We start from the raw sequence: 13,326 nt of genomic DNA on the forward strand, positions 1-13,326 counted from the left end.
CCGAGTTGGGGACGCACCGCCCGTGGCTCAGAGCACCTTTTCGCTCTCCGCGGCGGCGGGGGCGGCCGCGGCCCAGTGACAGGCGACCTGGGTGGTGTCACCGCCCGTCAGTATCGGCAGGGCCTCCGTGCGGCACTTGGTGGCGACGCCGGAGCGGTCCGCCTCACCTGAGGCCAGAATCTGGCACCGCGCGTGGAAACGGCAGCCGCCCGGGATACGTGACGGGTCCGGCGGCTCGCCGGCCAGCACGACCGGTTCTGCCCCGGACTCCGGCAGTACCGACAACAGCGCCTGTGTGTACGGGTGTTGCGGGGATGTCAGTACCTGCTCGACCGGCCCCGTCTCGACGATCCGCCCCAGGTACATCACGGCGACCCGGTCGGCGATGTTCCACGCGAGCCCCAGGTCGTGTGTCACGACCAGGGCGGACAGCCCGAGTTCGTCGCGGAGCGACAGCAGCAGTGCCAGGATCTCGCCCCGTACGGAGGCGTCCAGCGACGCCACGGGCTCGTCGGCGACGATCAGTTCGGGCTTCAGGACCAGCGCGCCCGCGATGACGACGCGCTGCCGCTGGCCGCCCGACAGCTCGTGCGGATAGCGCAGGAAGAACCGCTCAGGCGGCCGGAGCCCGGCGAGGGACAGCGCCTCGGCGACGGCCTCGCGTTCGTCGCCCTTGTACCGGTGGATGCGCAGCCCCTCGGCCACCGCGTCGTACACCGTGTGCCGCGGGTTCAGCGAACCGCTCGGGTCCTGGAGCACCAGCTGGACGCGCTTGCGGTACGCCTTGAGGGCGGCGGACTGGTAGCCGAGGGGTGCTCCGCCGAACGTGATGCCACCCGTCGTCGGCGGCAGCAGACCGAGCAGGGTCCGCGCCAGCGTGGTCTTGCCACAGCCGGATTCGCCGACGAGGGCGACGATCTCGCCGCCGCCGATGTCGAGATCGACACCGTCGACGGCCCGCGCCGTCGGGGCGCCGCGCCGCCCGGGGAACGTGACATGCAGCCCCGTGGCCGACAGCAGAGGCGTGGGCGTGGTCGTCATGACTGGCTCCTGAGGGGTGGCCGCCCGGCGGCCGTACGAGCGGGACGGGGCGGGCAGGGCGCCGACCGCGCGGTCGACCGTGCCGTCTGCGGGCACCGGGCCCCGCCGCCCTGTACGGTGCCGTCCACGGCCCCGTACGCCGCGCGCCCCGCCGACGGGGGCACCGGGCAGACCGCCCCGTCGGGGCGTGGGGACGTCATGGGCGAGGTTCCGTGGGCGCCGCGGACAACTGCGCGGGTACGGCCGCACCCACGCGGACGCACGCCGCGTGCCGACCCGGCCCGGCATCCCGCAGCGGCTGGTCCTCCCGCGCGCACTCCTCCAGCGCGACGGGGCAGCGCGGATGGAACGTACAGCCCGACGGCAGCGACGAGGGGTCGGGCGGATCGCCCGGCAGACCGCGCGGCGCGCGCCGCGCGGCGAGGTCCCCGATCCTGGGGAACGCCGCGGAGAGCGCCCGCCCGTACGGGTGCTCGGCGGCGTCGTACACCGCCTTCGCCGGCCCCTCCTCGACGATCCGCCCCGCGTACATCACCGCGAGCCGGTCGCAGGTGTCGGAGAGCACCGCCAGGTCGTGGCTGATCATCAGCAGGCTGATGTCCTGATCGGCGACCAACTGCTCAATGAGTCGCAGGATTTGGGCCTGGATCATCATGTCGAGTGCCGTCGTCGGTTCGTCAGCGACGATGAGCCGGGGATCACAGGCCAGCGCCATCGCGATCATCACGCGCTGCCGTTGCCCGCCGGACAGTTCGTGCGGATAGGCGTCGGCGCGGGAGGCCGGCAGTCCGACCTGTTCCAGCAGTTCCACGGTGCGCCTGCGCGCGGCGGCGGGCGTCGCGCCGCGGTGCAGTAGCACGGGTTCGGCGATCTGGTCGCCGATACGGTGCACGGCGTTGAGCGAGTGCATGGCGCCCTGGAAGACGATCGAGGCCCCGGCCCAGCGCACGGCGCGCAGCCTGCCCCACTTCATGGTGAGGACGTCCTCACCGTCGAGCAGGACCTGGCCGGTGAGCTTCGCGGACGGGGGCAGCAGTCGCAGCAGGGCCAGCGCCAGTGTGGACTTGCCGCAGCCGGACTCGCCCGCGATGCCGAGCTTGCGGCCCGACTCGAGGACGAGGTCGACGCCCCGTACGGCGGGGACGGCAGAGGGCCCCGTACCGTACGTGACCCGCAAATCCTTGATCTCCAGCAGACTCGACGCCGGCCTCGTCCGCGCCCCCGGCTCCGGCCGCGGATCCGGCTCCGGTGCCTTCGGTGTCTTCGGCGTATCGGTCAACGGGACACCCCAAGCTTCGGGTTGAGCACGGCCTCGATGGCACGGCCGCAGAGTGTGAAGGCGAGCGCGACGAGCGCGATCGCGATACCGGGCGGCGCCAGATACCACCAGTGCCCCGAGGACACGGCTCCCGCCTCGCGGGCGTCCTGGAGCATGCCTCCCCAGGAGACGACTGAAGGGTCCCCGAGCCCGAGGAACGCGAGCGTGGCCTCCGTCAGGATCGCCGTGGAGATCCCGAGCGTCGTCTGGGCGAGGACGAGCGGCATCACGTTGGGCAGCACGTGGCGCGTCATGACGTGGCCGTGCCCGCCGCCAAGCGCCCTCGCCCGCTCGATGTACGGGCGCGATTCGACGGCGATGGTCTGCGCGCGCACCAGACGTGCCGTCGTCGGCCAGGAGGTCACCCCGATCGCCAGGATGACCGTCCAGATACTGCGCGACATCACCGTCGCCAGCACGATCGCCAGCACCAGCGCCGGCATCACCAGGAACCAGTCGGTGACCCGCATGGCCACCGTCGCGAACCAGCCCCCGAAGTGCCCGGCGATGATGCCGACAAAGGTGCCGATGGCCACCGACAGCGCGGCGGCGAGGAGCCCGACGATCAGGGAGATACGCGCCCCCCAGATCAGCAGGCCGAGCAGCGACCGGCCGAACTGGTCCGTACCGAGCGGGAATTCACCGCTCGGGCTCTCCAGCGCCGTTCCCGGCGCGTCCGTGACGCTCTGTACGTCGCCGCCGATGAACAGCGGCGACGTCAGCGCGATCAGGGCGATGACCGCGAGACCGGCGAGACCGAGAAGGCCGGCACGGTGCGCGCGGTACTGGCGCCAGAAGCGGGACACCGAGGCGCGCCGCCGCGCCCACACGAGCGACGAGGCGGACCGTGTCGCCGGCTCTCCGAGCGAGGTCGGCGAGGTCGGCGCGACCGGCGTCTCCGCCCCGTCCCCCGGCTCCGGGGACTCCCCGGACTCCGGCGGATTCGGCGGCGTCTTGTCGATGGTCATCGGCCCACCCGGGGATCGAGCAGCGGATACAACAGGTCGGCCAACAGGTTCATAAGGATCATCGCTCCCGCGAAGACCACGAACAGCCCCTGCACGACGGGCAGATCAGGCACGCTCAGAGCCTGGTAGAACAGCCCGCCGAGGCCCGGCCACGAGAAGACCGTCTCGACGAGGATCGAACCGGCGGCAACGTGGCCCAAGTTGATGAAAATCATGGTGACCGTCGGCAGCATCGCGTTCGGCACGGCGTGCCGACGGCGTACGAGATCGTCCCGCAGTCCCTTGGCCCGCGCCGTCGTCAGATAGTCGCTGCCCATCTCGTCCAGCAGCGAGGAACGCATCACCAGCAACGTCTGCGCGTAACCGACCGCGACCAAGGTCACCACCGGCAGCACCATGTGGTGCGCCACGTCGAGTACGTGCGCGAAGCCGGTCTCGTTGCCCGACTCCATCCCGCCGCTGGGGAACATCCCGGGAATCGGCCCGATGCCCACCGAGAACACGATGATCATCAGGAGTCCCAGCCAGAACGACGGCACGGACCAGAGAGTCAGCGCCACACCGGTGTTGACCCGGTCGCCGAGCCCGCCGTGGTGCCACGCGGAGCGCGTACCGAGCCAGAGGCCGAGCGTCGAGTAGATCAGCACGGCGACGCCCGTCAGCAGCAGCGTCGCGGGCACCTTCTCGGCGATCAGCTCACCGACGGGGGCGTGGAACTGGTACGAGATCCCCAGATCGCCCGTCAGCGCCTTCGCGCAGTACTCCGTGAACTGCTGCCACATCGGCAGATCGAGCCCGAACTGCTTGCGCAGTGTGGCCATCTGCTCCAGCGACGTCGGCTTGCCGTGGGTCATGGCCTTGACCGGGTCGCCGGGAATGATCCGGAACAGGAAGAAACTGGTGACGAGGACGGCGAACAGCGAGACGGCCGCGCCGCCCAGCTTGCCCGCCACGTACAGCAGATAGCCGGTCCTGTGGCCCGTGGCGCGGCTGCGGGGGCCGCCGGACGGCCCGGTCTTCACCGGGTCGTCGACGGCGTCCCGCACCACACCGGGGGTGCTTGCGGTGCTCATACGGTGTCTTTCCGGGGAAGCCTCCCGGACCCCCTGTCCGCGGTCGTGTACACGGTCCCGGCGTCGTGCCCGGAGCCGTTCCCGGTCCTGGACCCGGTCTCGGATGCCGCCTCGTTCCCGGCCCCGGTCCTGATCGCCGTCGCGGCCGTCCTCACCGCCCTACTCACGGTCCTCGGCGGTGGAGCGGCGCCGCATCACGAAGAAGATACCGAGTGCCGCCACGAACACCACGGCCACGCCGATCCCGACCATCGTGCCGGTGGACGAGCCGCTTTCGGAACTCGCCTCGCCGTTCCCGCCGGCCGGTACGGCGGACCACCAGCTCCAGTAGCCGTCCTGGCCCCAGATGTTGCCGGCGGCCTCGGGCATGGTCGTGATGGACTTGATCTGGTCCGTACGGTACGCCTCGACGGCGTTCGGGTAGGCCATGACATTCATGTACCCGGTGTCGTACAGACGCGACTGGATCTGCTTGACCAGGTCGGTGCGCTTGGCCGTGTCGTACTCGACCGACTGCTTCGCGTACAGGTCGTCGTACTTCTTGTCGCAGATGAAGTTGTCCGTCGCGCCGGATGCATCGGCCGTGGCGGGCAGGGCGTCGCAGGTGTGGATCGACAGGACGTAGTCGGGGTCGGGGTTGACCGACCAGCCGTCGAAGGCGAGGTCGTAGTTGCCCGCGAGCCACGGGTCGGAGACGTTGTCCAGGCACTCGACCTTGAGGCCGATGCCGAGGTCGCCCCACCACTCCTGGAGGTACTTGCCGACGGCCTTGTCGTTCGGGTCGGTGGCGTGGCAGAGGATGCGGAAGTTCAGCGGCTTGCCGTCCTTGCCGACGCGCTTGCCGCCGGCGTTCTTCTCGTACCCGGCATCGTCGAGGAGCGTCGCGGCCTTCTTCGGGTCGTAGTCGATCTTCTGGCTGCCCGACGGCTGCCAGAAGTACGAGTCGAAGCGCGGCGGGATGTAGCCCTGCCCCTCCACCGCGTGGCCCTGGAAGACCTTGTCGACGATCGTCTTGCGGTCGACGGCGTGGAACAGGGCCTTGCGGACGTCGGGGTCGAGCAGCGCCTTGTGGCCGTTGCCGAAGGCCTTGCCGTCCTTCGCCTTCGCCCCCGGGTTGGTGGCGAGCGCGAAGAAGCGGCGTCCGGGGGCGTCGTTGACCTTGATGTTGTCGGCGCTGCCCAGCGCGGCGGCCTGCGCCGGCGTCAGGCCGGAGACGAACGAGACCTCGCCCTTCTGGAGGGCGGCGACCGCGGCGTCCTTGTCCTTGTAGTACCTGAAGACCAGCTCGTCGAACTTCGGCGCGCCCCGCCAGAAGTCCTTGTTCGGCTTCAGCCGGAGGTACTGGTCGACCTTGAAGTCCTCGATGATGTAGGGGCCGTTGCCCACGATCGGGAACTTCTTGTCGTTGTTGAACTTGGAGAAGTCGCCGACCTTCTCCCAGATGTGCTTGGGCACGATCGGCACGTCCAGCGCCGTCATCGTCGACTGCGGCTTCTTGAGTTCGATGACGAGCTTCGTCGGGTCGGGTGCGGTGACCTTCTTGAAGTTCGACGTGAAGCTGCCGTTCGCCGTGGCGGCGTTCGGGTCCGTCATCATCTTGTTGAAGGTCCAGGCCGCGTCCTCGGCCGTGGCCTGCTTGCCGTCGGACCACTTGGAGTCGCCGCGGATGGTGAAGGTCCACGTCAACTTGTCTGCCGACGGCGTCCACTCGGTGGCGAAGGCCGGGACGGTGCGGGCGTCCTTGGCGTCGTAGTTGGTCAGGTACTCATACGTCAGCCGGTGGACGCTGGTGGCGACGAGGGTCTGCGCCAGGAAGGGGCTCAGCGAGTCGATGCTCTGGTCGACGGCGACCGTGAGGACCTTCTTGCCGTCGGCCGCTGCCGGAGCCTTCGGGGCGTTCGGCGCCGCCTGGGCCTGCGGCGCCGCGGGCAGCAGCGGAGTCAGGGGGATCACAGAACCGGCCACCATCGCAGTGGCAGCGGCACCGGAGGCCAGGAAGAGACGGAATCGGGAGCGTTGCCGGGTGGGCTGCCGCGTCGTACGCGGTGGAATCCTTGTGACCATGGGTCGTGACCTCGCGTCATCACTCGCACGGAGAAACAGAGAACAGCAGAGAGCGGCGGAGAACTACAAGCGGTAGAGCAATGGAGAAATTGGAAGCAGCGAAACGGGGCGGCAGTTGGCGGGTTGAACGGATGGTCGGGACTGCCGCCGGTCCGAGCGGTCGCTCGGAGCGGTGGCGTGAATCGATTACTCGCGTCGGCTGCGGGCGGTGTGTGGGTTGACTCCAGCTCACCAACTGGTGAAGCGAAGGTTTATCAGCGCTGGTCGGGCCGCGTCAACGGGCGTCGAAACCCCGTGTGGGCTGCGGGAATGCGGTGAGGGTCCGTACCGTGAAGACGGTACGGACCCTCATTGGTCTAATCCTCTGCCGCCTTACTGCTGAGGCGCTGACGGAGCCTGCGGAGGCTCCTGCTGCGGCCATCCGGCGGGTGGAACCGGACCCTGCAATTCCGGCTGTCCCGGCTGGCCCGGCTGGCCGGGTTGCGCCGGTTGTGCGGGCTGCTGATGCTGCGGCTGCGCGCCGGGGTACTGCCCCGGCGGGAGCCCGGCCGGGGCGCCGGACGACTGTGCCTGCGACGGCAGCGACTGCTGCCAGCCCTGCTGCTGCGGATAGGGCTGCTGCGGGTAGTACTGCTGACCGGGGCCGGGAGGCTGCTGACCCGGGGCCGCCGGCTGTCCGGGGGCGTGCCCGGGTGCCTGGCCGGGGACCTGGTGTCCGGGCGCCTGGCCGTGTCCGTACTGACCCGGAGCCTGCGGCTGCCCGTAAGGCGGCTGCTCCGGCGCCTGCTGACCGGGAGTCTGCTGACCGTACTGGCCCGGCTGGCCGTGCTGCTGGCCCTGTTGTCCCGGCATCGGCGGTGCGAGGTGCGGCGGCGGGTTGCCGTCCGCCGTCCACAGCCCTTGCTGCTGCTGGGCGCGTACGAAGTCCTCGGCGATCAGCGCGGACAGGTTGAAGTACGCGTCACGGGTCTTCGGCCGCATCATGTCGAGGTCGACCTCGGCGCCCGCCGACAGGTGTTCGTCGAACGGCACGACGACGACGCCGCGGCAACGCGTCTGGAAATGCTGCACGATGTCGTCGACCTTGATCATCTTTCCGGTCTCACGCACGCCGGAGATGACGGTGATCGACCGCTGCACCAGATCCGCGTACCCGTGGGCCGACAGCCAGTCCAGCGTCGTCGACGCGCTGCTCGCCCCGTCGACCGACGGTGTCGAGATGATGATCAACTGGTCGGCCAGGTCCAGCACTCCACGCATCGCGCTGTAGAGGAGACCGGTGCCGGAGTCGGTGAGGATGATCGGGTACTGCTTGCCGAGCACCTCGATCGCACGCCGGTAGTCCTCGTCGTTGAACGTCGTGGAGACCGCCGGGTCCACGTCGTTGGCGATGATCTCCAGCCCCGACGGGGCCTGCGAGGTGAACCGGCGGATGTCCATGTACGAGTTGAGGTACGGGATCGCCTGCACCAGGTCCCGGATGGTCGCCCCGGTCTCACGGCGCACCCGGCGGCCGAGCGTGCCGGCGTCGGGGTTGGCGTCGATCGCCAGGATCTTGTCCTGCCGCTCCGTCGCCAGCGTGGAACCGAGCGCGGTGGTGGTGGTCGTCTTGCCGACGCCGCCCTTGAGACTGATGACCGCGATCCGGTAGCAGGAGAGCACCGGCGTACGGATCAGTTCGAGCTTGCGCTGCCGCTCCGCCTCCTCCTTCTTCGCCCCGATCTTGAAGCGGGAGGCGCCGGAGGGGTTGCGGCTGCTCTTGGCCTTCGGCTTGTTGTTGCGCAGGAGGCGGTCCGAGGACAGCTCGACGGCGGCGGTGTAGCCCAGCGGCGCGCCGGGCACCGAACGCTCGCGCTGGTCGTGCGCCATCGCCGTCGGCCAGCCGCCGCCGAAGCGCGGGTCCACGGGCGGTGCGCCGGGCGCGGACCCCGGTGCGGCACCGGGTGCGCCGGGGCCCGCCCCGGGCGCGTTGCCCTGCGCGGGCTGCTGGTACGGCTGTTGCTGCTGGGCAGGCAGATTGGGCGTCGGCGAGGCCGCAGCCGGCAGGTGCGGCGGCTGTGGCTGCTGGGTCTGCGCGGGCGGCATCTGGGGAGTCTGCGGTGCCTGCGGCGACTGCTGGGCGGGGACGTACGGGGCGGGTTGGGCCGACTGCGGCGGCTGGCCCTGATGTCCCGGCTGGGGGAAACCGTAGCCCGGCTGCGGGCCTTGGGGCCCCGGCTGTCCGGGCTGACTCTGCTGGCCGGGCTGTCCTGGCTGCTGGGGAAAGCCGTAACCGCTCTGCGCGTACGGGGCGGGGGGCCCGGAGTTGGCAGGCGCGGGCCCACCAGGCTGTCCCTGCTGGCCCGGCTGCGGGAATCCGTAGCCGCTCTGCTGCGCCGTCGCGGCCGGAGTCGCCGGTGTGGCGGGTGCTGCGGGCGTGGTCCAGGGGGACGCGGCCGGCGGCAACTGGGGCTGCTGCTGATGGGCGGGCGCGGGCGCCGGCGTGATCGCGGGCGGCTGCGGCTGGCCCTGGGACACCGCCTGAGACTGAGACGCCGCCGGACGCTCGGCGGGCCACTGCGGCGCGGGCGCCGGAGCGGCCGGCTGGAAGGCGGGCGGCAGCGGGGGCAGCCCGGAGTCCGGACCGGCCGGAGCCGGGGACCACGGCAGCGCGGGGGCGGGCGGGGCCGCCGGGGTGCTCAGCGGGGGAGCGGCGTCGGCAGGCTCGTCCGTCGGCACTGAGTCGGCCGGTTCGTCGACCGCGCCGACTGCGCCGACCGCGTCTTCCGGCTCCTCACGGCGGTCCTGGACGTCGTCCGAGAGGTCCGCGCCGATCACGGCGTCGTTGACGTCCGCCGGTTCTGTGGAGTTGGCGTCGAAGTCGGCTTCCGCGTCGCGGTCGGAGGTGGAGCGGAAGTCGCAGTCGGCGTCGGCGTTGTCCGACGAATCCGGGCGCCCCGAAGGCGCGTCGACAGTGGGCTCGGCAGACCCGGTCACGTAGCTCCCGCTCGTGTCTGCGTCCGCCTCGTCGCCGCCCCGTACCTCGTCCTCGCTCTCCCTGCCGTCCTCGCTGTCCGCGTCGTCCTCGCCGCGGTTCTCGTCCTCACCGAAACGGGAACCGAGCCCGGCATCGGCCACGGCGCCCGCTCCGTCCTGCTCGTCCTTCGTCGAGGACCCGGCAGCAGCGGCGTCGCCGATCGCGTCGCCGGCGCCGCCGACCGCCCCGTCATCGGCCCCGTCGGCATCCGCTGCGGCGTCGTCGGCGTCCGCTTCACTCCTGGCCGTCTCCGCGGCCTGCTTGGCGGCGTCGATCTCCGCCATCTCGCGCTTCAGCGCGGCGGGGGAGAAGCGCATGGTTGCCCCGCTCTCCAGGTCCCCGGCGCCGAAAGGCTGCGCGAAGGGCTCCGGCGCGGCGGAGTCGTCAGCCGCGGAGGCAGAGGGCGCGACGGGAGGAGGCGTCGACGGCAGCACCGGATCGACGGACGGCGGCAGGGGCGCGCTCTGCGCGGGGATCGGCGGCGGAGGCTGACGGTGCGGCCAGTTCGGCTCGTACCCACTGCCCGCCGGCAGCCCCGGCACGGCCACCGGAGCCCCGTTCGGAGGCGGCGGCGGAGGGGTGGAGCTCCGCGAGCCCGCCCCGTCGCCCGACGTGTCCCCGGAGGCGTTCTGCGTGTACCAGGCCGGCGGGGTGTAGTCGATGGTGAACTCACCCGTCATCTCGGCGGGCTCCGCGTCGGACTGATCATCGACGGGAGTGTTCCAGTCCCCACGGATCTCGTCCCGATCGCCGTTCACTTTGCCTCCTGGTGTGGTCGAGCACCCTTGTGCCGTATTGGGTGGGGGCGACCGTTGTCACTCGATCCGCCCGGCTCTACCCGTTGGGACGCTCGCGGCATGCCTGCGGGTTCTCGTGCGCCCCGACCCACCCTAATCGTCCGCGAGCCCGCTCCGGCAGGCCCGCCCGCCGGTCGTCGTTCGCCCCGTACGTCGCCCCTTGTCCCCCGGTGGTCCCTCTGCGGCAGACGGTCAGGAAGACGGTGGGGTGAATCGTGACAACACCGCAGGAATGTCCGCCCGTTCGCTCGGTCTCGGGCACGACTCAACAATCCGGTATCGACGTCCGGACGTGGTCCGGTCCGGGTGGTTCTGTCCTGGAGTGCCCACACCGAAGGGCATCCGCCGTCTGTGTCGGTTCAGTGGGTTCAGTGGGTTCTCTTCTCAAGGAGGTGGCATGGCGCCCTACTTAAGAAGGAGGCGGAGGATGCCGCCGCCACAGACCTCTGCCCACGGCCTCTATTGGAGGTCGAACTCCCCGTCGCGCGCGCCCAGTACGAACGCCCGCCACTCCGCCTCGGTGTACCGCAGCACGGTGTCGGGATCCAAGGACGACCGCATCGCCACCGCCCCGCCGGGAAGATGCGCGATCTCGACGCGCTCCTCGTCCTCGCTCGTGCCCGGGGCGCTGAGCCACTCGACGTCAGAGATGTCGAGGGCGTACAACTCGTCCTTCTCCTGTGCGGTCCCCATCGGTCAGGCCTTTCCTTCGACAACTGCTGAGTTGAACGGTCTCCACGCACGGGTGGAGACAAACAGGCCCACCGACGCGCGTGCTCCAACGGATCCTAGATCCGTCCGGTCCGTCCGGTCCGGCGATTCCCGTCCGGTCACTCGCGCTGGGGACCCAGCCCCCGCGCGCGACCGCCGCCGAGGGCTCCCGGCCGTGACCGCCCGCCCCGTACGGGGCGGGTCAGTCCATCCTGCGGGCAGTGCCCAACAGTCCCGACTCGGCGTCCGTGGGGCTCGTCATCACCCAGTGCCTCTCGCGCCCGGCGCACCACAGGGTGACGCCGTCGGCCAGGGTCGGCAGCGCCCCGCTCTCCGCTTGCGACAGCCCGAGGATCCGGCCGATCTGCTCGGCCTCGCGCGGCGACACCCGTTGCACGCCCACCAGCGTCGAGTTCCGCATCAACCGGGGCGCGACGGGGCTCAGATACGGCAGCAACGTCAGCACCGACTGCCACGGAGCCGACACCACACGGCCACGGGGGGGCCGCATGCCCGCGTCCCGTACGACCACCACCGGGCTGCCCACGGTCGCACCCTGCGGCGGTACCCGGCCCACGTCGTGCAGGGTGATGCACTCCAGGCCCGCGCCGGCGGCCTGCGCCAACAGCGTCCAGGCCTGGGCGCGCCCCGTCTCGACGACCACGCGTGCCCCGGTGCCCGCCGCGCGCAGCGCGATCACCTGGGCGGTCCAGAGACCGCCGATGAGCAGGACGTCGTACGGCGCGGAGCGGTGGAACCCCACCATCTGCGGGTGCCCCTCGGCGTCGTCACCGATCACCACACCGTCGTCCCCGACCGGCAGCGAGAGCGCCCCGAGTTCGTCGGCCGGCATGGTGTGACCCGCGTGCCGCGGGCCGAGCAGCGTACGCAGCCCGCTCATCGCGCGCCTCCCAGCGGAAGTGTGGCGAGGGCCCCGGGCAGTTGCTCACGGTCGAGACGTACGAGGCCGACCTTCGCCGACCGTGCGGCCTGCTCCAACAGCCGCCGCACACCTACCAGTTCGGTGTCGCTGCCGCCGGTGATACGGACATGGCCGTTGACCGTCATGGCTCCCAGCCGGGTGCCACGCCGCAGGGTGAGGCTGAAGGTCGTCGCGTACGCCGGGGTGGCGGTGAGCAGCGACACCAGCTTGGGCAGCGGAGCGGCGCCGCGCCCCAACTCGGGCCAGCGGCCCACCGCGTACGTCGTGTGCCACCTGTCGTCGCACCGCCACACGCGCGGCGTCTCCGCCGTGCGCCGCGCCGGGGCGGCGTCGGGGCGGCCGGCGTGAGCGGCCTGTGCCGGGCTGGCGCAGGCCGACGTCGCGATGGTGGAGTTCAGCTCCTCCTGGTCCAGCACGACAGCCCGGAACCCCGCCCCGGTGACCCGGCTCGCCACGTGGTCCGCCACTCGTACGAGGCATCGTTGCGCGCCTTCGACGCCGCCCCCGCGCGCGTCCACCGCCTCGCGGCACAGCTCGGGATCGAGCTTCACCGCCACCCACGTCAGCCGCAGGGCCGGGGCGCCGGTCTTCTCCTGAAGAGGTACGTACGAGAGCCGGGCCACCGACTGCTGCGGCAGGTGCGGTGCGGGCGCCGAACGCACCTGCTGCACCAACTGGACCGACTCCAGCCTGATGTCGTCGACCTCCAGGGCGCCGCCCAGGAGGGAGAGCGGCAGCGCCCGCGCGCCGAAGGCGGGCCGCAGCGCGGACCCGCTCGCCTCGACCCGTACGACGGCCGTGAGGAAGCTCCCGTCGCCGAGCATTCCCACGGTGCGGCGGTCACGGTCGACGTATGTGTACGGGCGCAGCGCCGGGACGGCCTCCGCGACCGGAGCCAGCGACGGATCGACGTCGACCGCCGCGGGTCCGGCAGCCCGCTCGCGCGCACGGAGGGAGAGGACGGTCGAGAGCCAGTCCTGGACGGCGTGGCCACGGCGCCGTACGACGGCGAAGAGGACCAGCACGCAGGCGACGGCGATCGTGGGCACCATCCACAATCCGCCGAGCACGACGCCGGCAGCGGCCAGCGCGAGTGCCACCTCGACGAGCACCAGCTGCCGCAGCTGGAAGGGGCCGACGTGGCTGGTGCGGGAGAGGGCTCGCAGGGTGGTCGTCGCGGGTACACGCGGCACCGTGACGGCCGCGGGGGATGTCGGGGCGGGGCCGGTGTCCGGGGCGTTGCGGCGTTGCCGACGGGAAGATCGGGAAGAGCCGGGGGGCTGTCCGAAAGTCCGCCCATTACGCTCGCGCGTCGCCGTACCCATCCCCGCGTTGCCCCCTCTGTCCGAAATGGCCATTTCCCCATGGGTAGTTGACCGGGCGATCACCCTACCT

The 13,326-nt window shown here is 71.2% G+C and carries 9 protein-coding genes; all 9 read right to left on the reverse strand.

The genetic code is table 11. The features are described from left to right. Window positions 1-27 precede the first annotated feature (27 nt). The 9 genes from SSPS47_RS25430 to eccE all read right to left on the reverse strand — a co-directional run bounded on the left by SSPS47_RS25430 (window position 28) and on the right by eccE (window position 13,256). Window positions 28-1,041, reverse strand: a complete 1,014-nt coding sequence (locus tag SSPS47_RS25430) for an ABC transporter ATP-binding protein (protein WP_147878829.1) — start codon at window positions 1,039-1,041, stop codon at window positions 28-30. Window positions 1,042-1,237: 196 nt separating this feature from the next. Continuing rightward, window positions 1,238-2,236, reverse strand: a complete 999-nt coding sequence (locus SSPS47_RS25435) for an ABC transporter ATP-binding protein (protein ID WP_164254987.1) — start codon at window positions 2,234-2,236, stop codon at window positions 1,238-1,240. 80 nt (window positions 2,237-2,316) lie between these two features. Further along, window positions 2,317-3,327, reverse strand: a complete 1,011-nt coding sequence (locus tag SSPS47_RS25440) for an ABC transporter permease (protein WP_164253009.1) — start codon at window positions 3,325-3,327, stop codon at window positions 2,317-2,319. Continuing rightward, window positions 3,324-4,400 carry an ABC transporter permease gene (locus SSPS47_RS25445; RefSeq protein WP_147878827.1) on the reverse strand — a complete coding sequence of 359 codons (1,077 nt, stop codon included), beginning with the start codon at window positions 4,398-4,400 and terminating at the stop codon, window positions 3,324-3,326. The genes SSPS47_RS25440 and SSPS47_RS25445 overlap by 4 nt, the downstream gene beginning before the upstream one ends. A 159-nt stretch (window positions 4,401-4,559) precedes the next feature. Then, window positions 4,560-6,464, reverse strand: a complete 1,905-nt coding sequence (locus SSPS47_RS25450) for an ABC transporter substrate-binding protein (protein ID WP_164253010.1) — start codon at window positions 6,462-6,464, stop codon at window positions 4,560-4,562. 372 nt (window positions 6,465-6,836) lie between these two features. Beyond that, window positions 6,837-10,238 carry an SCO5717 family growth-regulating ATPase gene (locus SSPS47_RS25455; protein ID WP_164253011.1) on the reverse strand — a complete coding sequence of 1,134 codons (3,402 nt, stop codon included), beginning with the start codon at window positions 10,236-10,238 and terminating at the stop codon, window positions 6,837-6,839. 498 nt (window positions 10,239-10,736) lie between these two features. After that, the gene (locus tag SSPS47_RS25460; protein ID WP_147878824.1) at window positions 10,737-10,970 is read right to left on the reverse strand and encodes a DUF397 domain-containing protein; all 234 of its coding nucleotides are present in this window, start codon (window positions 10,968-10,970) and stop codon (window positions 10,737-10,739) included. Between the two features lie 220 nt (window positions 10,971-11,190). Next, a complete protein-coding gene (locus tag SSPS47_RS25465) occupies window positions 11,191-11,889 on the reverse strand; it encodes a hypothetical protein (RefSeq protein WP_078074777.1) in 699 nt (232 codons plus the stop codon). Further along, window positions 11,886-13,256, reverse strand: coding sequence for a type VII secretion protein EccE (gene eccE, locus SSPS47_RS25470; protein ID WP_203558106.1), 1,371 nt, complete (start codon window positions 13,254-13,256; stop codon window positions 11,886-11,888). The genes SSPS47_RS25465 and eccE overlap by 4 nt, the downstream gene beginning before the upstream one ends. Between the last annotated feature and the right edge of the window lie 70 nt (window positions 13,257-13,326).

This window comes from Streptomyces sp. S4.7, assembly GCF_010384365.1.
GTDB lineage: Bacteria > Actinomycetota > Actinomycetes > Streptomycetales > Streptomycetaceae > Streptomyces.